Raw genomic sequence first — 19,426 nt, 5'->3', positions numbered from 1 at the left:
CCGCCTGTCCCTGACTACCGAGCGTACGGTGTGCCGATGCCGTCGATGCCGTGCACGTTGACGCTGGGGGCCAAGGCGTTGCCTTGGCCGCTCATGAGCGAGTCCCCGAACACTGCCAGGTTTTGATTGAAGGACTCATCGCGGTTTTGCCCTCCATTGTTTCCGAGGCCCAGGATGCCGGAAGCCTGGGCCGTGCCGGTGACGGCCAGTGCAGCCCCGGCGAGGGCGAGGGTGGTAAGGGCACGCGTGGTGGTGTTCATATGCTGATAACGACCTTGCCCGGGCATGGTGACGCCCGTCCGACAAACACCACCCCGATCCAGCGCGGGACACAACGATCTGTCGCCGGGGCCGTCACGTAACCCGACGCCAGTACGAGAGAGGGCTTGATCTCCTCCGGCCTGGCCACCTCGTTCGGTGTTGCGCTGCTGCGGCCTCGTGTTCTTCGTTTGGGGCTTGTCGATGCCCATGGGGCCGAGCTCGTAAGTCTTGTCGCGTCGGCGCTGCGAGCACCTGTGAGAGCGTTACCGCGAGCGGCCTGCGCCCAGACGGCATAACGCCCTGCGGCCCGCAGCGGGCGCAGGGCGGCTAACCTCCGGTCAGGTCACGCCTGCCCGGTCTCGAACCGCGCTACCTGCTCGCCGTCCACTGTGAAGTGCCACTTGGTGCGCATCGTCCCCCAGGTGTCGTTGCGGTAGTCGACGACGAGCGACAGTCCCTCGTCCGCCTCCGATGTGACGTCCATGTGGCCGTTCGAGCTGAAGATCTCCCTTTGGCTCCATTGGCTGATGTCGCATTCCGTGCCGTCGTCGGACATGGTCGCGCCGGGCGTGAGCACGTCGCGGAAAGCGGCCTGGTCGTTGGCGTTGACGGCGGCGACGAAGGCGCGTACCGCCGGGTGAGTGAGCTGGTCGGGCTGAATCGTCATGCGTACAGGGTCACACCGCCGTCGGCCCCGCCTGCCTGCCGACACACCGCGCCTTCCCGGCCAGGGACCGGTGCCGGGGATCCGGCGTGGTGGACCGCTGGCACCCGCCGGATGCCGAGGCGTCCCGGCGGGTGCGGTGCGTGCGGGCGGCGGTGGGCTCAGCGGCGCCGGTACATCACATACAGCTTGTCCGCGTTGGAGGCCACGGCCGGCTCGTCCAGGGAGGTGATGCGCTTTCCGCCGACGTAGCCGTCGTCGAGCCATGGGACGGCGTCGGTGTAGGTGGCGGCCCGCAGGGTGCCGTCCAGGTCCTGACGGATGGCCCAGATCTTGGACTCGTGGACGGTGAGGGCGAGCCCGCGCCTGGTGCTCCAGTTGGCCTTGGAGACATCGGTGCGCCAGCCGGTGGCCGAGCCGGAGATCATGAAGTGGACCTTGTCGTCCAGTCCGCAGGCCAGCCGCCACACCTGCCCGGTTCCGTGGGGGACCATCGCGGCAGCGCCCTTGACCCGCCAGTCGACGTCGGACTGGTAGGCACGGCTCCAGCCGCTGCCGTCGTGGGTGTTGTGGTAGAGCAGGCCGTCGGTGCCGACGTGTGTCAGCCACAGCCTGCTGGGGACCGCGGCCATGGAAGGGGCGAAGCCCGGCCCGTAGTCATCCCACTTGCCGACACTGCTCCAGCCGCCGGACTCGGTGTAGGTGCGCCAGTACAGGCCGCGGCTGGTGCCGCTGACGGCATAGAACAGCTTGCCGTGGGCCGCGCACAGGGCGGGGGCGTAGATGCTCTGGTCCTGGCCGATCCGCTCGGGCCTGCGCCACACTCCGTTGTCCAGGCGGCTCCACATCACCGCCTTGTCCTCGCGGACGAACGCGGCGTAGAGCTTGCCGTTGTAGGCGGCGAGGGCGGGCGGGGTGATGCTCTTCCACGGCAGCGCGATCGGCGCGCTCCAGCCGAAGTGGCTGCCGGTGCGTACGGCGTATTCGAGGGTTCCGGCGGGGAAGGGCACCGGGTCGCCGGTGTACCTGATGCGCAGTTCGTGGTGGCCGTCGCCGTTGAAGTGCCAGGCGGCCTGGCCCCGGTGGGACAGCACGGCCAGGTCCTGGCGGTCCATCCCGATGGTGCGCTGGCAGGAGAGGTCGTCGTAGTTGCGGAAGCACTCCATGAAGGTGACGAAGAACTTGCCGAGCTCCCACGCCATCGTCGCCCACGTGGGGATGTAGATCACGGCGGGCGTGAAGTTGGCGCAGTTCAGGGTGCGGTCCATGACGGCGATGGCCTGGAGCAGGGCCTTCTGGAGCTCGCTGAACCATGCTGCGTTGCTCTGGTCGGCTTCCCAGCAGCAGATCGTCGTCCCGACGAAACCGCTGGAAGACCCGTCGAAGAAGATCTTCTTGTTGGCGGCGAAGGACCGGGTCTGGTTCTTCTGGACGGCTCCGAACTCCTCCGAGGTGAAGGGGCTGCCCTTGCCGCTGTCCCCGACGCTGGTGGCCGTGGTCCAGTAGATCTCGTCCCGGCCGCCGCCCTGGTCCCCGACCACCCGGTGGACGTAGAAATTCTCCAGTTCCAGCTTGACCCGGAATGCCGAGGCTGCCTCGGCGCCGTCCGGGCTCTGGGCGCTGTCGGCGGGTGCCTGCTCATCCTGCCCGGCGCCGGCGGTCGTGATACAGCCGGCGGAGGTGAGGGGGGCGGTGCCGTCATCGAAGCCGGTGACGGCGAACCCGGTCTCGCGCATCGCTGCGATGAACGCCGGGTCCTCCGGCCCCCCTTCGGCGACCACGGCGGGGGAGACGATCTGCACGTTCGCACATGCCAGGGCCTCGGCCTGCAGCCTGGCGAAATCCTGGCGCAAGTCCGCCATCGCATAGCCCTGTGTCACCGGCAGCCGCGTGATCCTCTCCGGCAGCACCGCCACCTTCCCGCCCTGCGCGGTGACCACCTCCCGGTACACACCACCCCACGCCTTGGTCTCCGCGGCCGACAGCTGCGCCCCCACCGCCTCCAGCAGGATCCGCTCCAGATCGGTAAGTGTCTTGTTCTGCCGCATCCGGTCCGCGCCGTGCAGCATCGCTCCCAGCAGCACATTGGCGTACGCACCCTGCCCCAGCGCCAGCGCCCGCCCCGCACGCTGCTGCGCACGCTGTCCCGACAGCAGCTGCCGCAGCCGCTCCAGGCGGTCCTGCTCCGTCGACTGCACTTCATCGGCCATCGCGAACTCCTCACAACCGCCACCTGTCCGCAACCAGCCGGTCACGGACAGGCACACGGTAGGGTTCCCGCCCCGCCCGGCCCCACCCAAACGCCCAAGCCGACAGAAACGACCGGAAACACCATCTTGCGCCCAGCCGCTCAGAAGCGGCAGGCGGGTGAACACGTCTGGCATGCGCACCTTCGTCCCGTACCCCGGCCAGCGAACCTCGCTGGGCCTGTGGCGGCCGACGGCCCGGGACGCTACGCGGCCTGGCCGGCCACGGGGGCGGCATCTGGCTCCCGTCGGCCGAAGGCACTGCCCGTCGGGTCGTGCGCCCAGGCCGGCAGCCGGGTCTTCCCGCCCGCGGGCGGGAAGGCTGGCCGAAGTGCCGCAAGTTGCGTGCCTGAGCTGTTTGGGTTACCGCGGCAGGGGGCAGCGACCAGTCGCGCGAATGGTCACCGTTGTGACGACATTGTGAGTGTCTTGCCCGTCGTTTCGAGCGCCCCCCAGGAGCGAACAGGTGCCCATCGATACTCAGACAGGCGCGCCGTGGGGGCTCGCCCGGATCTCCCAGCGTCCGAAGCTGACGTCCAGCACGTTCGACTAGTACAAGTTCGACAGTCGGGCCGGCGAGGGGGTGGACATCTACGTCCTGGACACCGGCATCAACACTGCCCACGTGTCGTTCCAGGGACGTGCCCGGTGGGGTGCCAACGTGACGGGCGACAGGAACGACCGGGACACGGTCGGGCAGGGAACCCATCTGGCCGGCACGGCTGCCAGCCTGAAGTACGGCGTCGCGAAGAAGGCGTCGCTCATCACATGGTCAGCACGGTGAAGGCATGGACGAGGCGACGACCTCAGCCGCCGGCGATGGCGGTGAGGAACTCGATTCGGTCGTCGTCGGAGAGCGGCATGGCCGGGTCAGGGCTGGGGATCCTCTCACCGTTGAGAATCACCCTATGGGTCTGACGCAGCTGCCCGGAACTGTCGAGCAGGAGGCGCCCCAGCTGAGGGTATTTCGCCGTCAGCTCCGCCAAAGCATCCGAAAGGTTGGCGGCTTGGACACTGACCGTCCGCTGGTTGTCGGCAGCGCGAAGCAGCATTCCGTTGAATTCAAATGTCATGTCAAGGGACTGTCCAACCTTGACCTCCTCGAACCTTCCTCGGTCCACGAGTCACCCTTGGCTGGCACACACGCATCGCCGCCGCCGGGCAGTGCGCAACGCACCAGATGCAGCCTGCACAGCCGAACACAAGGACTTGACAGGGAATCGACAACCGGCCCGCCCACGATGCCTACCTGCGGTGGGGGGTACACAGTAGTGGGGCAGATCAGGCACGTCCCGGAATCGCCGTTCTACGATGCCATGTTCCTGCCCAACGCTGGATGACTGGAACGACTGTGAACCCAGCAATCGACCAGCCTGCCCCGGCCCCGACAGGTAACCAGTCGCCGGGACCGACTCTCGCAGGACATTCCTCTGTTCGCCTACGACGCTCCAGTTCGACACGGTCCTCGAAGCCTTGATCGGCCGAATACCGCACAGCACAGCGGCCAGTGTTCCTGGGCGGCGCGCGGCCTCCTTGGAAGACCGCGTCTACCCGGGACTCGTGCCGGCCACCGACTTCACGGCCCCCGGTCTGCCCGCCGCGCAGGTCCACACGGGTCGGCCTTTGACTGTTGCAACCGGTCCCGCATCACGATCAGAAAGACGCTTGCCATGACTACGGTCCGAAAGGCGGATGGCGCTGAGTCTTTGCTCCGCGCGGCCAGGGTGACCCGACTTTCGCGGTTTTCGCAGACCGGCGGTGAGGGGTGTTGGTGAGGCGTGCCGCGGCTACTTGGCGGCCACATCGTCGGTGTCGGTGGCGATCGGCTGCTTAGGTGCGTGGGGACGTGGCTCCGTCAGGGACTCGGGGTCGGGCTGGACGAGCAGCAGGGTGAGGTCGTCGGCGTTGCTGTCGGCCGTGTGGCGGTCGACGAGATCGACCAGGGTCGTGAGGGCCTCGTCGAGGGCGGGGGCGGACAGTGCGGCCCGGACCGCGCGGTCGAAGGTGAGCGCGGCGCCCTTCGCGTTGCGGGCCTCGGTGAGGCCGTCGGTGTACAGGAGTATGCGCTGCTCGGGGGAGAGCCTGATGGTGTGCAGCCTCGGTGTGGGCGAGAGGCCCAACGGCGGGGAGGGGTCCGGCGATTCCAGGAGGTCCAGGCGCCCGCCCACCCGCAGCGGCGGAGGATGGCCGCAGTTGACCAGGTGGACTCCGCCGGGAACGAAGTCCGCGAGCAGCAGGGTGACGAAGTCCTCGTCACCCAGTTCGGTCCGTACGCGGTCGTCGAGGGTGTGGGCGAGGCGGACCAGATCGGGTTCGGTGGCCGCGGTGTGCCGGAAGGCGCACAGGACGGCCGAGCTGAGGCGTACCGCGCCCAGGCCGTGGCCGGTGACGTCACCGATGATCAGGCGGGGCCCGGACGGCATGAGCACGGCGTCGTGGAGGTCGCCGCCGACCAGTGCGCCCTCGCTCGCTGAGCGGGACCGGACGGCCATGGCCAGGCCGCCGAGTTCGGCCGGCAGGGGGCGCACCAGGGCCTGTTGGGAGACTTCGGCGAGGTGGGTCATGTGCTCCAGGGCGGCCTTGCTGAGCGTACGGTCGTGCGCCGTAAGCACCGCCCACAGGCCGCAGAAGGCGATGAGTGCGACGCGCACCGCGTGATCCTGGACGGTGGGCGGCGGGACTGTGTCGCGGAACACGGTCGGGATCGCGAGTACGAGGAGCGTCGCCACGGCGGCGAACGCCGCGGTGGCGCGGGTGGGCAGCCGCTGGGCGGCGAGCAACGGCCCGACGACCAGCAGGGTGGAGAGCGGCACCTCGGGGCAGGCGACGGCCGCCGCCGCGACGCCGGTCTCGAACACCGCCGCCCGCAGCAGCCATCCAAACTCGGAACGCATCACGCGCCTCCGCGGCATGTAATTCCGGCCCCGCACCAAGCCCTGAACGTTCCCAGATCTCGCCAGGGCGGGGGCGGCATTCACCCGATCGGTCACAGAGCGTGGCAGGTGACTGGAAGGCGGTCGGGAAGTGGTCGGAAGTGGCGTGATTCCGTGTGGAAGTGTCCACGGGGAGGCGAGGGGCGACGGCGTCGGATTCAGGGAGTGAGGTCCGGCCATTTCCCGCACCGTCACGGTCCGCTGTTGTCGCGGGCGGTCACTTTCTTGCTGACCGGTATGGCGAGTGGCGAGCCTTGGCAGGCTGGCGCCGTACGGGCATGGGGACGTGGGCCGCAGCGGCCCGGATGGGGAGACTTGTGGGCACGCGCACACAGCGGCAGTGGCAAGAGGGGAATCTGCCCGCGGAGGCGACCGAGTTGGTCGGGCGGCAGACAGAGCTGGCCCAGGTCCGGGGGCTGCTCGCAGAGTCCCGCCTGGTGACGCTGACGGGGGTCGGCGGGGTGGGCAAGACCCGCCTAGCGCTGCGGGCTGCCTCCGAGGCGCAGCCGGTCCACCCGGACGGAGTGTGGTGGGTGGGCCTGTCTGATCTCCGCAGGGGCACCCTGCTCCCGCTCTCCGTCGCCGAGGTGCTGCCGCTGGCCGGCCAGTCGACCCGGCCCGTGATCGACGTACTGGCCGAGTATCTGGCGGGCCGCGAGCTGTTGATGGTGTGGGACACCTGTGAGCATCTGGTCGATGCGTGCGCCCTGACCGCCGAGGTACTGCTGCGGGCGGCGCCGGGACTGCGGATCCTGGTGACGAGCCGACGCCCGCTGAGCATCGTTCCCGAACGGCAGCTGACCGTCGCGCCGTTGCCCGTTCCCGGCCCTGGGGACGCGGTGGCCCGGCCGGGGGCCGCGGGGGCGGGGGACGCAGTCAGCCTGCTGGTGGCGCGGGCAGCTGAGGCGGCGCCGGGTTTCACCGTCACCGACGCCAACCGGTCCGACCTGGTCCGCCTGTGCCACCGCCTGGACGGCCTGCCGCTCGCCCTCGAACTGGCCGCCGCCCGGCTGCGTGACCTGTCCCTGACCGAGCTGACCAACCGTCTGGAGGACCGCTTCTCCGTCCTCGGCGAGACCGAGAAGGCGGTGTACGACGCCGACCCTCCCTGGCACCAGGCCCTGCGCACCGCCATCGGCTGGAGCCACGAGCTGTGCACTCCGGCCGAACGGCTGCTCTGGGCCCGCCTCTCGGTGTTCGCGGGCGGCTTCGACGCCGCGGCGGTCCGGGCGGTCTGCGCGGATGACCGGCTGCCCGAGCAGGCCCTTCCTGGCCTGCTGCGTGGCCTTGCGGAGAAGTCGATCCTGTCCTGCGGCCGGGTCAGCAACGGCAACAGCGAGGGTGACGGCGAGCGGTACGGAGTCCTGGACACCGTCCGCGAGTTCGGCGCCGACTGGCTGCGCGGCCTGGGCGAGGAACGCACCCTGAGGTACCGGCACCGGGACTACTTCCTGGCCCTCGCGCTGCGCGCGGACGCCGCCTGGATCGGGCCAGAACAGCTCTCCTGGTACGAGCGGATGACGGTCGAGCACGCCAACATCCGTGCCACGCTGGACTTCTGCCTCGCCGACGGGGACGCACGGGCCGCGCAGGAGATGGGCGGGGCACTGTGGTTCCTCTGGTATGCCTGCGGCTTCGCCAAAGAAGGAGAGCACTATCTGGACCGGGCCTTGGCCCTCGACTCCGGCCCCGGACCGGTGCGCGCCAAGGCCCTGTGGTCCCGCGGCATCGCCGCCTTCGCCCAGGGCGACACAAAGACCGGCCTCCGCCTCGCCGCCGCTCTCCGGGAGGCCGCAGCCGGCGAGACCGACGAGTCCGTCCCTGTCGCCGCCGCCTTCCTGGAGGGAACCAGCCTGACCCTGAGCGGTCGGCAGACGCGGGCCGCCGAGGTGCTTGACACGGTGCCGGGCACCCGGCCGGCCGGTGGGCGTTATCCTGCGGCGTGGCTCCTGGCCCGGGGCGCCCGGGCCTTCGCCCACTTCAGCCTCGGGCAGTTCGCCGACGCCGCCGCGGTCGCCGAGGACGTACGGGCCACGTGCGCCCGGCAGGGCGAGACCTGGCTCCGCGCCTACGGCGACTACCTACGCGCCCTCGCCGCCCTCGGGCTGCGGCGGGCGGAGGAGGCCGCGGCCCACGCCCGCACCGCCCTCGACGGCAAACGCCGCCTCCACGACAGCCTCGGCACCGCCGTCACCGTCGACCTGCTCGCCTCCGCGTCCGTCGCCTGCGGGCGCGCCGAGCGCGCCGCCCGGCTCCTCGGCCTCGCCCAGCAGATCTGGAACACCGTCGGCACCCCCCAGATCGGCTCGCCCGAACTCATCGCCGCCCGCACCGCCTGCGAGGAACATATCCGCCGCCAACTCGGCGACGACGCCTACAAGACCGCCTTCCAGGCCGGATACGACAACGACGCGGAGACCGGCATCGCCTATGCACTCAGCCTGGATCCACCGAGCCGATTTCCTCCGTGAGCGTGTACGGGGGCGCGGCTTTCGCAGACCGTGGGTGAGGGCTGTTGGCGGGGTGTGTTCGGCAAAGGCGGCTGCGTGGCCGGGGAGATGAGAGAAGCATCGACGGTGCTTACACCGCCTCCGAAGGAGGGGGCCGTCGATGCTTCCCGATCCGACCGTACCGGCCTCACTGCTCGCCGGGCTGTCCCAGTTGCGGGGCTGTTTCACCGCTCCGTCGTTCGTCACATTCACCGCGCTGGTCACCGGGTTGATCGCGCAGACCGGCCGCCGGACGGTCACCGGGATGCTCCTCGGTGTGGCGCTGTCCCGGCTGTGGCCGCATGACCGGGCGCACACGTCCTTCTCCCGCGCTGCCTGGGACCCCGACCTGCTGGGCATCTCCTGCTCCCACCTGATCGCCCGCTGCCTGTTGGCACCCGGCGAGCCGCTGGTGGCGGCGGTGGACGACACGCTGTTCAAACGGTCGGGGAAGAAGGTGTTCGGCACCGGCTGGCAGCACGACGGCGCCGCCAAGGGCCCCAAGCCCGTCGGCCGCGGGACGTGCTTCGTCATCCTCGGACTGATCGTGACGCTGCCGTTGATGGCCCGGCCGGTGTGCCTGCCGGTGATGTGCCGGCTGTGGCGGCCGGGCGGGACCACGACCAAGGTCGAGCTCGCCGCCGCGATGATCCGGAAGCCGGCGGCCTGCCACTGGCGCCGACGTGTACACGTGGTCGCCGATGCCGCGTATCACGGTCATTCGCTGCGCGACCTGCCCGATCGCGTCACTTTCACCACCCGGCTGCCCAAGAGCGCCGTCCTGTATGACCCGCCCCACCTCCCACGGGCCGCCCGGGCGGCCCCGGCTGAAGGGCGAGCGGCTCGGGGTCGTGGCCGACATGGCTGCACAAGCGGTCTTCCGCACCGCGAGGGCGGACCGCTACCAGCGCCGCGAGCAGATCCTTCTCGCCGAGATCCACTGCCTGTGGTACGGCTCCTTCCACACCCGGCCCGTCCGTGTCCTGCTCATCCGCGGCAGCGACCCGGACACGAACAAGCCGCTGTTGTCCCTGGTCACCACCGATTTGACCACCCCGGCCGAGCAACTCGTCACCCGGTACGCGTGGCGGTGGTCCATCGAGGTCACCTTTGCCGTAGCACGCGAACACCTCGGTGCGGGCCAGGCCCAGGGCCGCGTCCGCCACGCGGTCGAGCGGACCTTACCCTTCGCGATGTACTCCTACACGATCACCGTCCTGTGGTACGTCCTGCACGGCCACCACCCCGACGCCGCCGCCGAGTCCCGGCGTCGTTCACCCTGGTACGTCACCAAGACCCAGCCGTCCTTCGCGGACATGACCGCCAAGCTCCGCCGCGTGATCATCGCCGCCAGGATTTCCGCCCTCGACCCCGCTCAACCCACCGACGACGAAATCCGAGCCGTCCAACACGCCTGGGCCGCAGCCGGCACCAACGACACCGAATGACCTACGGAATCAGCGAAAGTCGAGATGGTGAGCGACCTGTACGCAATGGGTCTGTTCCAGCCCGAGGCGATCGAGAGGGCAGTCGCGACGGTGCCCCGGCATCTGTTCGCGGCGGATGAGTCGCTGGAGTCGGCGTATGCCGCGAACAAGGCTTGAGCAGCCACGCGTGCCATGGCACAACTGCCCTGGGGCACCGCCGCACGCGGCGATGCCCCAGGGCGCAGTCCACGACCACCGTCGCGGCTACTCGCCGCCGCTCTGCTTGATGCTGGTGATCTGGACGTTGTCCGCGCTGGTATTGCCAGCCGAGACAACGGAGACCGGGATGCGCTTGGCGTTGACCAGATTGAGAACGTCGGTGGCGTGCGCCGGCGCGGTGGCGGCCAGTAGGGCGCCGCTCGCGGCGGCCCCGGCGAGGATGCAAGAGGTGATCTTCATGGCCTGTGTAACGACCGGATCGTACGATCGTCACCCATGCCACCCGCTGGGCATGCGGGTCTGTGACCGGCACACATGCTGCGGTGCTCAGAGGCCGGTGTCACGAACTGCTGGCGGTCAGCCCTCGACGACACGCGATCAAGGTTCGCCGTCTCAGGGCAAGCGTCTCCGGTACGAGCTGTGCGTGAGCCAGTAGACCCAGCAGGCAACGGCCGCCCCCACGGAACAGAAGACGCTCTTCTGAACGGCCACGGCCCGGAACTCAGTGGTCCCCGCCAGCCCCGGAAGAAGGTGGTTTATTTCCTCGTCGCGGTCGGAGCGGGCAACCTCCGGCCGGCACCCCGGCCCGCTTGGCGGATGGACCCCAGACAGAAGTGACGGCCAGCGCACAAGGGCAACAAGGCGCTGGCCGTCGTGTTCTCTCACCAGAAAGAACCCCTCCATGCTAAGCGACCGCGACGCCGCTCGTCCCCAGCCCGGCGACCTCGCCCACCTCAAGGTGGGTAACCGCATCGGCGCCGGACCGTACGACCTCTTCGTCATCGTTGACGACGTACCGCCCCGCGGGGAACGTCTCGTACTCAACCGCTCGGGCGGCCATCCGGATCGAGACGACTGGGCCGCAGCCCTCATCCTGGCCGACGTCGCCACCCTCATCCGGATAACTCCCGAAGGCACCCGGATCTGGGTGCCGGCCCACGACCCCGAGGCCAGCTCATGACCCCGCAGGCCCCTGACGACCCCGAGCACGGACAGGAGAACGCCTTGCACCGCGATGACGGCCGCACGCTCTACTCGCGCGCCGATCTCCAGGAGGCTTACCACCTCAGCGAATCGACCCTTCAGAGCCTCTGGACCGGGAGAACAACGGCCACCCGGACGCCGAGATCATCGACGGCGTCATGCACTGGGACGACGCCGAGTGGCTCCCTGGTACCGGGAGCTCCAGCGGCAGCGCGCCGCCGCCGTCACCAAGAACACTCCGGACCTCGCCGGTGACCCGGAAGAGGAAGTTGGCCCGGCCGGGGCCGCCCGCATCTGCGGCTACGCCGACACCTCCACCGTTTCCCACAACGTGAAGAACCCGCCCGAAGGCTGGCCGGCGCCGTCCAGCTACGACCTGCTGCCCAGCGGACGCCAGCGGCCCAAGTGGAAGAGGTGGGAGCTGTGGTGCTAGGTCGTGGAGCGCAAGGGCCGCGGTCACGTCGGCGGTCGCCCGAAGGGCCGGCGCGGGCTGGCGTACCCGTACCAGGGAGACGAATGGCTGACCCTCGCCCGGCAGGCCCTGAAGGGGAACCCCGGGGTGACGAACGCCGAGCTGATCACACAGCTCCAGGGGCAGAAGGAGCGGACATACTCGTGCCCCGTCTGGAACCTGATCCTGAAGTCCGCCCGCGAGCACCCCGAGGACTGACCATGTCCGAGGCACGCTGTCCCCGCTGCGGCGGGTCGCTCGGCGACCGGCCGGCACGCTCACGCCTCGCCGTCGACCGCGAAGTCCTGGTGTGCACGGCCTGCGGCCAGGACGAAGCCGTACGCCAGGCCACGGGACGGACGTCCATCCCGTTTGGAGAGTGGCCGAGCAGTCGGTAGGACCCTTTCGATGAAGAAGCCCTGCGCCCCGTCCGCTGGACGTGTACAGGGCTTTCCGGCATCACTGGTGCAATACAGCGGTCACCGCGACAGCCAAGGTCATCGCCGCCGAGAAGGCTGTAGACAGTGGCCGGCTGCCTGGGCCCCAGACGTCGGGAGGTTTCCTCTCGCGTCTTCGGAATGGTGGTGTGCTTGCCGGTTCTGGCGCCTGGCGCCCGTCTTCCGGCGGCGGCTCAGGAGGTCCGTGCTGGCAGGGACAGGGCGGAGTTCTCCACCCGCAGTCGGACGCTGAGGACGGCCGCGTTGGCGGCGGTGAACGACAGGGCGGTGACCCAGGCCCCGTACACCAGGGGAAGGGAGAGTCCTTCGACGGCCACGATGAGGTAGTTGGGGTGCCGCATCCAGCGGTACGGGCCCCGGTCGACCAGCGGCATGCCGGGCACCACAATGACACGGGTGTTCCAGCGTGGCCCCAGGGAGCGCACGCACCACCAGCGGCCGCCGTGCACGAGTACCTGGACGCACAGGGCCGGCCAGCCGAGGACCGGAACGAAACTGCGGTGCAGGAGGATCACTTCCAGCGGGATGCCGAGGAACAGGCCGACGTGCGCGGCGGCCATGAAGGGGAAGTGCCGCCGCCCGTACTCCACTCCGCCGCGCGCCATCGCCCACCGGGCGTGGCGACGGGACAGCCGCAGTTCGAGCAGCCGCTCGCAGGCCACTGCCGGCAAAAGGAGCTGCAGGCCCATGGGGAGGGCCGCCAGGTTCACGTAAGACATCACGTTCCGCCTTCGTTGTGCGGGGAGACGGTGGCTCGACGACGGCCCGGCGGATGGTTTCCGTACGCTGCTTATCGTACGAATTCTTCGAATATCTCAGCGGTCCCCCCGAGCGCGTGCGAGCCTTTTTGCGGCTGTTCCCCCTCTTTCCGCTATCTCTCGTAAATCCTTCTACCCACACCCTGCATACAGGCGTCACACCCGCGACATACTCACCGTAAGTACGATCAGCCGAAAGACGTCACCCGAAAGACGTCACCCGAAAGCCGATAAGTTTATCCATCGGCCTTTGCCGGCGGCTCGTCGGAACCCCGGGAGAGGAAGAGGCGGACCATATGACTGCCACCTCGGCGGACAGCATGCTGCGCGAACTGGAGCCGTCCGTGGAGCGGTTGCTGAACCGGCATCTGAACGTGACCCAGGACTGGCTCCCCCACCAGTACGTGCCGTGGGGCGAAGCCCGGGACTTCGACGGGCCTTGGGGCGGTGACGCCTGGGAGCCGGAGCAGTCGGCGCTGCCGCGCGCCGTACAGGACTCACTGATCATCAACGTGCTCACCGAGGACAACCTGCCCAGCTACCACTTCGAGATCGCGATCCGGCTCGGGCGGGACGGGGCCTGGGGTGCCTGGGTCCACCGGTGGACGGCCGAGGAGGACCGGCACTCCTTCGTTCTGCGTGCTTTCCTCCACGCCCGGCGGGCGGTGGACCCGGTCGTCCTGGAGGATCTGCGGCTGCGAAACATGGCGAGCGGGTGGTTTTCCCGCAATTGGTTCACCCCGCTGCACACCTTGGCGTACGCCACCGTGCAGGAACTCGCCACCCGGCACGCTCACCGCAATACCGGTGTCCTGTGCGGTGACCGGCTGGGCGAGAGGCTGATGACCAGGATCGCCGCGGACGAGAACCTGCACATGCTCTTCTACCGAGAGCTGCTGGCCGACGCGTTCCAGGCGTTTCCCGACGACGCGATGACGGCCCTGGCGGACATCCTCGGCGACTTCCGGATGCCGGGGGTGGGCATCCCGGGATTCGGATCGCGGGCCGCCCGCGTCGCGGCGGCGGGCATCTACAACCCGGCTGTCCACCACGAGCATGTCGTCGCGCCACTGCTGCGCACCCTCTCGGTGCCGGCGGCGACCGGGCTCGGCCCCGTCGGCCGACAGGCGCAGGAGCGCATCGGCCTGCACGAGGAGCAGCTGAAGTCGCGGGCGGCCCGGGCCCGCGACCTCTACGAGAGGACGCGCGCAGGCAGGTGAGCGCCGCTCATCTCCCAGGCTGCCTGCACAGAGGGATAGGAGCCATGAGCATGACCGAACCGGTGGAAGACTTTGTACTGCCCGAGCGACTCGTCACCTTGCTGACCGACCATCTGAAGGTGGCGCTACCACCTGAACGGCTCTCTCCCGCGATGACGCTGGAGAGCCTCGACTTCGACTCGCTGGCGCTGATGGAACTCGTGGTGGCGGCGGAGGAGACGTACGGGCTCTCCCTGCCCGACGATCTCCTGGACCTCTCTCCCGCCTCCACCCTCGAAGAAGCGGCGAGGCTGTTCGATGCGGCGAGCTGAGATCGCGGTCACCGGGCTGGGCCTGGTGACCCCGGCCGGGCACACCGCGCAGGAGAACTGGGCGACCCTGTGCCGGGGCCGGTCGACGGCCGCCGCCGACCCGGTGCTGGAAGGTCTGCCCGTCGACTTCTCCTGCCGGGTCGTGGGCCTGGACGCCACGGCCGAGTTCGGCCGGTCGGCGAAGCGGCTGGACCCCTTCGCCCGGTTCGCCGTCATCGCGGCGAGGAAGGCGGTCGCCGATGCGGGCCTCGATCCGCTCACCTGGCCCAAGGAACGGGTCGGTGTCGTCCTCGGCGTCACGGGCAGCAGCCTGAGCACCTACGACACCGAGTACGGTCACCTCAACGGGGGCCGGCCGGATCGCGTCTCCCCGCTCGCGGTGCCGCGCAGCATTCCCAACATGGCGGCGGGCGAGGTCGCGATCGACCTCGACGCGCGTGGCCCGAACTTCATCGTCTCCACGGCCTGTGCCTCGGGTGCGACCGCGATCGGGACCGCGCGGGAACTCCTGTACTCCGGCGCGTGCGACATCGTGCTGACCGGCGGTTCCGAGTCGGCGCGCACCCGTATGAACTCCGCGGCCTTCGCACGGATGCGGGCCCTGTCCCGCCGCCGGGATGAGCCGCACGCCGCCAGCCGGCCGTTCGACGCGGAACGCGACGGTTTCGTCCTCGGGGAGGGCGCCGCCGTCCTGGTGCTGGAGCGTCCGTCCGCCGCACGCGCCCGGGGAGTGCCGGTTCATGCTCTGCTGCGCGGCTTCGCGGCCAACACCGACGCGTACCACCCCATCTCCCCGCACCCCGAGGGCCGTGGCGTGCTGCACGCCATCACCACCACGCTCCAGGACGCCGGATGCCGGCCCGGCGATATCGGTCACATCAACGCGCACGGCACCTCCACCCCAAGGAACGACGCCCTGGAGGCGGCTGCCATCTCGCGGATCTTCGGAGACCATGCCCCACCGGTCACCGCTCCCAAGGGCGTCGTCGGGCATGCCCTGGGCGCGGCCGGAGCGATCGAGGCGGCCTATACCGTTCTTGCGCTTCGCCACGGATGTGTGCCGCCGGTGGCGAACTTCAGGGGCCAGGACGGTGACCACAAGCTCGACATCGTGGCGGGGCACCCGCGCCCGGTATCCGCGGGCACGGCCCTGAGCTTCTCCTTCGGGTTCGGCGGACAAAACGCGGTGCTGCTGTTCACGGCCGGCTGATGCCCGGGGCGAGAGAAGGGAGGGGACAGACCGATGGAAAGGACGACCGATCCCCCCATGCGGGAGCCGGGCGGGCCTGCACCACGAGTAGCGGCGGTCGAGGTGGCCTTCACCCCGCACCGCTACCCGCAGGAAGAACTCGTGGACGCCCAGGAGCGCATGCAAGGGCAGCGCCCGGCGGCACTGCAGATTCTGCGCAAGGTCCGTAGCAGTACGGGCATCGCCACACGGCATGTGGCACTTCCGCTGCCGGACCTCGAAAAGCTCCTGCGGTGCGGGGATTTCACCGAGACCAACGGCGTGTACCTGACCACCGCCCTGGAGTTGGGAGAGCAGGCACTGACCCGGGCCCTGCACTCGGCCGGCATACGGCCGGACCAGGTCGACACCATCATCAGCACCACCGTCACCGGGCTGGTCGTGCCCTCGCTGGAGGCCCGGCTGGCCTACCGGGTGGGGCTGCGTCCGGATGTGCGGCGCGTTCCGCTGTTCGGCAACGGCTGCGCGGGAGGAGCCGCCGGGCTGGCGCGGCTCCACGACTGCCTGCTGGCCCGTCCCGGCCAGGTGGCCGTGCTGCTCGCGGTGGAGGTGTGCTCCCTGCACTACCGCGCTGGTTGCGGTGCCGCGGACCTCGTCGCCGGCAGCATCTTCGGGGACGGCGCGGCCGCCGTCGTGGCCGTGGGAGGAAGCCGGTCCGGTACCGCAACCGGGCCGGAGCTGGTCGACACCTCCAGCCTGCTCCTTCCGGACAGTGCGGAGGTACTCGGCTGGGACATCGGCTCCCACGGCTTCCGGATCGTCCTGTCTCCCCAGATCCCGGCCCTCGTGGAGAAGCACCTGCCCCATGCCGTGGGGGAGTTGCTCAGCCGGCACGGACTGACGACGCGGGATGTGGGGAGCTGGATCGTGCACGGCGCGGGACCGAAGGTCTTCACCGCCGTGGAGCGGGCCTTCGCCCTGCCTCGCCAGGCTCTCGAACTCACCCGCCGGTCGGTGTCCGCCAAGGGCAATCTCTCCTCCGTGTCCGTTCTGGACGTGCTGTGTACGGCGGCAAAAGCTCCGCCGCCTGGGGGTACGCCCGGTCTCGTCGTAGCGATGGGGCCCGGATTCGCCATCGAGCTGGCTCTCATCCGCTGGTGAGTCGCCGTCGCGTGCGGCGCGCCGGAAGCGCTTCCTCCTCATCGCGACAACGCCGCCGCTCCCTCATCGGCGGGCGTTCGAGGGACCGCGCACGCGGCTCACCGGCCCGTCGCCGCGAAGACAGCGAGCTGGATCAGGAGGTGGGCAGGGTGCGAAGAGCCTGGCTGGTCGTCACCGGCGCCGTTGTGGCGATGGTGTGCGCCGGTGTGCTGGCCCCGGCGGCGTTCGAGGCGCTGAGCACGGGCGGTGCGGCGTACACCGGCAGTGAGGCACACAGAGCCCGGCGGGAGGCGGAACGGCTGGGCGTGCCCTGCCCTGATCTGCTGCTCGCCCTGTCAACGCGGGCCACGGACAACTCGTCGATACCGGCGCAGGACGCCGCCCGTGTGGTGGTGGAGAAACTCTCCCGGCGCCCCGACGTGCGTACGGCATGGTCCGCGGCGACGGCCGACGATCCCTGGCTGCGGTCCAAGGACGGCCGGACACTACTGGTGGCCGTACAGCTGGAGGGCACGGCCAAGGAACGCTCGGACACAGCTCCCCGCGTGGTGGCCGACGCCCGCTCCGCCGCCCCGAGCAGCCGCGTGGAGCCCAGCGGCGAAGTGTGGGCCAACCGGGAGATCGACGAGGCCATCGAGCGGGATGCTCGCCGCGCCGAACTGCTGGCGGCACCCGTAATCTTCGCCGTCCTGGTGTTCGCCTACGGCTCCGTGGTGTCCGCTGTGCTCCCGGTCGTAGTGGCCGCCCTGGCCGTCGGGTGCTCGCTCCCTGTGCTGGGCGCGCTCACCCAGGTGATCGACGTGTCCCGGACCGCGGCCAGCGCCGCTTCGGCGATCGGTCTGGGCCTGGCCGTGGACTACAGCCTCTTCCTCCTGGCGCGGGTGCGGGAGGAGACGGCGCGGGGCGCCACTCCCGAGGCGGCGCTGTCGGGCGCGCTGCGCTCGGCCGGGCACTCGGTGGCGGTCTCGGCCGCCGCCATCACCGCCTGCGCCGCCGCCGCCATGGTGGTGCCCGTCCCCCTGCTGCGCGGACTGTGCGTGGCGGCCATGGTCGTTCCCGTCATGGCCGCGGTGGCCGCCTTGACGGTCGTACCCGCCTGCCTGCGGCTGCTCGGCCCCCGCGCCCATGCCTGGGATCCACTGGCGCGGTGGCGGCGCACCCGTACGGGCGACAAGAGCCCCTTTTGGCAGGGGGCGGCACAGGCGGTGACCGCACGGCCCCTACTCTCCGGCGCGCTGGTGACGCTGCTGCTGGTCCTGATGGCGACGCCGGTCGTCCACGTCCGGCTCGGCCAGGTCGACGAACGCGCCCTGCCCGCCTCCGCCCAGGCGGCCGCCATCGCGGCCCGCGTGCGCGCCGACTTCGCCGTACCGCCCGACCGGGTCCTCACCGCCGTCGTCACCGGACCCCGCGCGGCGGACGGCGCCCGGGCGTACGGCGACCGGCTCGCCGGCCTCCCCGATGTGACCGGCGTCCGCGTGGTGCGCGCGGACCCTCGGGAGCAGGCAGCCGTCGTGACGGTGGCCGGCTCCCCCGCCCCCGATTCGCAAGCGGCGGACGACCTGGTGCGGACAATCCGCGACACTCCCGCGCCGGGCCGGGCATCGGTAGGCGGGCAGGCGGCGCAGATCACCGACACGACGAACGCCGTCGCCGAGGCGCTGCCCGCCAGCCTGCTGATCATGGCCGCAGCGCTCATGCTCCTTCTGGGCTTCTACACCCGCACCGTGGTCGCCCCTCTGAAGGCACTGGCCGTGGCGGCCATCAGCCTGGGGGCGAGCTTCGGCGTCATCGTCCTCGTCTTCCAGGACGGCCACGGCGCCGCGCTGCTGGGCGGCATGACGGCGACGGGAGCTCTGGACGTCTCCGGGCTGCTGTTCGCCCTCTTCATCACGCTCGGCCTGTCGGTCGACTACGAGGTGTTCCTGCTGGGCCGGATCCGGGAGGAATACCTGCGCCACGGTGACAACCGCACGGCGATCACCGACGGGATCGGCCGTACCGGCCGGCTGATGACGGCCGCCGCGACGGCGGTGGCGATCTCCACCGCCGCCATGGGCACGTCCGACGTCGCCGTGCTCAAACTCATCGGCATCGGACTCGCCTTCGGCGCCCTCATGGACGCCGTGCTGGTGCGCGGAGTCCTGGTGCCGGCCGTCATGGCCGCCCTCGGGCCACTCAACTGGTGGCTGCCCGGCCGCAGAGCCGTCCCGCCGCCGCCCACCGCAAAGGCACCCGAGGACGAGGGCTGAACGAAAGCCGATTGGCGCGCCTGTGGTATCCATGGACGTCCCGGATTCCCGGGCGCGGTCCTACAGCGCCTGCCACCGTGCGGTGTACTGGTGCAGCAGTGCCGGGTATCCGACACAGAACCGTCTGTCTGGTTGCTCAACCTTCGGCTCTGGGCGGCCTTCGTTGTGAGGTCCGAATCCTGGGTGTGTGGCCAGCCTGGCGGGCTACCGGGGACGATTCCAGGGTCTTCACCGGGCAGCGTACCGAAGATCGCCCCACGCCACTCAGCGGCCTGCAGGAGCAACCGCAGCGAGGCCCGGCAGGGCAGCATCGGCTTCGTGATGGGCGCCCTGCCGGGCCTCGGAACGGCTCCGGCACACCGGCCGGCGTTTCAGCTCGCGTCGGGGCTCTTGCCCACCAGCT

The 19,426-nt window shown here is 70.1% G+C and carries 19 protein-coding genes and 1 pseudogene; 13 read left to right on the top strand and 7 right to left on the bottom strand.

Annotation, left to right across the window (positions count from 1 at the left end; translation table 11 throughout):
• Positions 1–14: 14 nt before the first annotated feature.
• The 3 genes from AB0L45_RS08270 to AB0L45_RS08260 all read right to left on the bottom strand — a co-directional run bounded on the left by AB0L45_RS08270 (position 15) and on the right by AB0L45_RS08260 (position 3,135).
• A complete protein-coding gene (locus tag AB0L45_RS08270; protein ID WP_234339450.1) occupies positions 15–470 on the bottom strand; it encodes a hypothetical protein in 456 nt (151 codons plus the stop codon).
• A gap of 134 nt (positions 471–604) precedes the next feature.
• Positions 605–928: a hypothetical protein gene (locus tag AB0L45_RS08265; RefSeq protein ID WP_033033242.1), complete on the bottom strand. Its 324-nt coding sequence runs from the start codon at positions 926–928 to the stop codon at positions 605–607.
• A gap of 158 nt (positions 929–1,086) precedes the next feature.
• Positions 1,087–3,135 carry a hypothetical protein gene (locus AB0L45_RS08260; protein ID WP_033033241.1) on the bottom strand — a complete coding sequence of 683 codons (2,049 nt, stop codon included), beginning with the start codon at positions 3,133–3,135 and terminating at the stop codon, positions 1,087–1,089.
• Positions 3,136–3,754: 619 nt separating this feature from the next.
• On the opposite strand from AB0L45_RS08260, the gene AB0L45_RS08255 reads away from it, so the two are divergent.
• The gene (locus AB0L45_RS08255; protein WP_365837372.1) at positions 3,755–3,955 is read left to right on the top strand and encodes a hypothetical protein; all 201 of its coding nucleotides are present in this window, start codon (positions 3,755–3,757) and stop codon (positions 3,953–3,955) included.
• Between the two features lie 22 nt (positions 3,956–3,977).
• On the opposite strand, the gene AB0L45_RS08250 is transcribed toward AB0L45_RS08255, so the two are convergent.
• Positions 3,978–4,244, bottom strand: a complete 267-nt coding sequence (locus tag AB0L45_RS08250; RefSeq protein ID WP_050509122.1) for a MoaD/ThiS family protein — start codon at positions 4,242–4,244, stop codon at positions 3,978–3,980.
• 714 nt (positions 4,245–4,958) lie between these two features.
• Complete coding sequence (locus AB0L45_RS08245; protein ID WP_050509121.1) at positions 4,959–6,065, bottom strand: PP2C family protein-serine/threonine phosphatase; 1,107 nt, start codon at positions 6,063–6,065, stop codon at positions 4,959–4,961.
• Positions 6,066–6,421: 356 nt separating this feature from the next.
• Here AB0L45_RS08245 and AB0L45_RS08240 point away from each other — a divergent pair, with 356 nt between their 5' ends.
• The 4 genes and pseudogenes from AB0L45_RS08240 to AB0L45_RS08225 all read left to right on the top strand — a co-directional run bounded on the left by AB0L45_RS08240 (position 6,422) and on the right by AB0L45_RS08225 (position 10,197).
• Complete coding sequence (locus tag AB0L45_RS08240) at positions 6,422–8,575, top strand: hypothetical protein (RefSeq protein ID WP_365837370.1); 2,154 nt, start codon at positions 6,422–6,424, stop codon at positions 8,573–8,575.
• A gap of 139 nt (positions 8,576–8,714) precedes the next feature.
• Positions 8,715–9,383: pseudogene (locus tag AB0L45_RS08235) on the top strand (transposase); the annotation flags it as partial.
• On the top strand, positions 9,379–10,041 hold the full coding sequence (locus tag AB0L45_RS08230) for a hypothetical protein (protein ID WP_365837515.1): 663 nt from the start codon (positions 9,379–9,381) through the stop codon (positions 10,039–10,041). The pseudogene AB0L45_RS08235 and the gene AB0L45_RS08230, both read left to right, overlap by 5 nt.
• A gap of 27 nt (positions 10,042–10,068) precedes the next feature.
• On the top strand, positions 10,069–10,197 hold the full coding sequence (locus tag AB0L45_RS08225; RefSeq protein ID WP_365837513.1) for a hypothetical protein: 129 nt from the start codon (positions 10,069–10,071) through the stop codon (positions 10,195–10,197).
• Positions 10,198–10,284: 87 nt separating this feature from the next.
• Here AB0L45_RS08225 and AB0L45_RS08220 read toward each other — a convergent pair whose 3' ends face one another.
• A complete protein-coding gene (locus AB0L45_RS08220; RefSeq protein WP_365837368.1) occupies positions 10,285–10,479 on the bottom strand; it encodes a hypothetical protein in 195 nt (64 codons plus the stop codon).
• A 442-nt stretch (positions 10,480–10,921) separates the two neighbouring features.
• Here AB0L45_RS08220 and AB0L45_RS08215 point away from each other — a divergent pair, with 442 nt between their 5' ends.
• The 3 genes from AB0L45_RS08215 (at position 10,922) to AB0L45_RS08205 (ending at position 11,893) form a co-directional block, all read left to right on the top strand.
• Positions 10,922–11,200 (top strand): DUF6211 family protein, encoded by a 279-nt coding sequence (locus AB0L45_RS08215; protein ID WP_365837366.1) that lies wholly within the window; start codon positions 10,922–10,924, stop codon positions 11,198–11,200.
• Between the two features lie 201 nt (positions 11,201–11,401).
• A complete protein-coding gene (locus AB0L45_RS08210) occupies positions 11,402–11,656 on the top strand; it encodes a hypothetical protein (RefSeq protein WP_234339449.1) in 255 nt (84 codons plus the stop codon).
• Between the two features lie 3 nt (positions 11,657–11,659).
• Positions 11,660–11,893 carry a hypothetical protein gene (locus AB0L45_RS08205; protein WP_365837364.1) on the top strand — a complete coding sequence of 78 codons (234 nt, stop codon included), beginning with the start codon at positions 11,660–11,662 and terminating at the stop codon, positions 11,891–11,893.
• A gap of 412 nt (positions 11,894–12,305) precedes the next feature.
• Here AB0L45_RS08205 and AB0L45_RS08200 read toward each other — a convergent pair whose 3' ends face one another.
• Positions 12,306–12,851 (bottom strand): isoprenylcysteine carboxylmethyltransferase family protein, encoded by a 546-nt coding sequence (locus AB0L45_RS08200; RefSeq protein ID WP_365837362.1) that lies wholly within the window; start codon positions 12,849–12,851, stop codon positions 12,306–12,308.
• A 335-nt stretch (positions 12,852–13,186) separates the two neighbouring features.
• Here AB0L45_RS08200 and AB0L45_RS08195 point away from each other — a divergent pair, with 335 nt between their 5' ends.
• The 5 genes from AB0L45_RS08195 to AB0L45_RS08175 all read left to right on the top strand — a co-directional run bounded on the left by AB0L45_RS08195 (position 13,187) and on the right by AB0L45_RS08175 (position 19,023).
• A complete protein-coding gene (locus AB0L45_RS08195) occupies positions 13,187–14,110 on the top strand; it encodes an acyl-ACP desaturase (protein WP_365837360.1) in 924 nt (307 codons plus the stop codon).
• Positions 14,111–14,160: 50 nt separating this feature from the next.
• A complete protein-coding gene (locus AB0L45_RS08190) occupies positions 14,161–14,421 on the top strand; it encodes an acyl carrier protein (protein ID WP_033033280.1) in 261 nt (86 codons plus the stop codon).
• Complete coding sequence (locus AB0L45_RS08185) at positions 14,408–15,631, top strand: beta-ketoacyl-[acyl-carrier-protein] synthase family protein (RefSeq protein ID WP_033033231.1); 1,224 nt, start codon at positions 14,408–14,410, stop codon at positions 15,629–15,631. The genes AB0L45_RS08190 and AB0L45_RS08185 overlap by 14 nt, the downstream gene beginning before the upstream one ends.
• 33 nt (positions 15,632–15,664) lie before the next feature.
• A complete protein-coding gene (locus AB0L45_RS08180; protein ID WP_365837358.1) occupies positions 15,665–16,771 on the top strand; it encodes a type III polyketide synthase in 1,107 nt (368 codons plus the stop codon).
• Between the two features lie 149 nt (positions 16,772–16,920).
• A complete protein-coding gene (locus AB0L45_RS08175; RefSeq protein WP_365837356.1) occupies positions 16,921–19,023 on the top strand; it encodes an MMPL family transporter in 2,103 nt (700 codons plus the stop codon).
• Positions 19,024–19,426: the final 403 nt, after the last annotated feature.

The organism is Streptomyces sp. NPDC052496 (assembly GCF_040679095.1).
Classification (GTDB): domain Bacteria; phylum Actinomycetota; class Actinomycetes; order Streptomycetales; family Streptomycetaceae; genus Streptomyces.
This window is presented reverse-complemented; position numbering and strand designations above follow the sequence as displayed.

What these genes read in the sequence shown, in the direction of transcription:
- AB0L45_RS08270 (WP_234339450.1), bottom strand. Translation starts at nt 470, where the DNA reads ATGGGCATCGACAAGCCCCAAACGAAGAACACGAGGCCGCAGCAGCGC.
- AB0L45_RS08265 (WP_033033242.1), bottom strand. Translation starts at nt 928, where the DNA reads ATGACGATTCAGCCCGACCAGCTCACTCACCCGGCGGTACGCGCCTTC.
- AB0L45_RS08260 (WP_033033241.1), bottom strand. Translation starts at nt 3,135, where the DNA reads ATGGCCGATGAAGTGCAGTCGACGGAGCAGGACCGCCTGGAGCGGCTG.
- AB0L45_RS08250 (WP_050509122.1), bottom strand. Translation starts at nt 4,244, where the DNA reads ATGACATTTGAATTCAACGGAATGCTGCTTCGCGCTGCCGACAACCAG.
- AB0L45_RS08245 (WP_050509121.1), bottom strand. Translation starts at nt 6,065, where the DNA reads ATGCGTTCCGAGTTTGGATGGCTGCTGCGGGCGGCGGTGTTCGAGACC.
- AB0L45_RS08230 (WP_365837515.1), top strand. Translation starts at nt 9,379, where the DNA reads ATGACCCGCCCCACCTCCCACGGGCCGCCCGGGCGGCCCCGGCTGAAG.
- AB0L45_RS08220 (WP_365837368.1), bottom strand. Translation starts at nt 10,479, where the DNA reads ATGAAGATCACCTCTTGCATCCTCGCCGGGGCCGCCGCGAGCGGCGCC.
- AB0L45_RS08215 (WP_365837366.1), top strand. Translation starts at nt 10,922, where the DNA reads ATGCTAAGCGACCGCGACGCCGCTCGTCCCCAGCCCGGCGACCTCGCC.
- AB0L45_RS08200 (WP_365837362.1), bottom strand. Translation starts at nt 12,851, where the DNA reads ATGTCTTACGTGAACCTGGCGGCCCTCCCCATGGGCCTGCAGCTCCTT.
- AB0L45_RS08195 (WP_365837360.1), top strand. Translation starts at nt 13,187, where the DNA reads ATGACTGCCACCTCGGCGGACAGCATGCTGCGCGAACTGGAGCCGTCC.
- AB0L45_RS08190 (WP_033033280.1), top strand. Translation starts at nt 14,161, where the DNA reads ATGACCGAACCGGTGGAAGACTTTGTACTGCCCGAGCGACTCGTCACC.
- AB0L45_RS08185 (WP_033033231.1), top strand. Translation starts at nt 14,408, where the DNA reads ATGCGGCGAGCTGAGATCGCGGTCACCGGGCTGGGCCTGGTGACCCCG.
- AB0L45_RS08180 (WP_365837358.1), top strand. Translation starts at nt 15,665, where the DNA reads ATGGAAAGGACGACCGATCCCCCCATGCGGGAGCCGGGCGGGCCTGCA.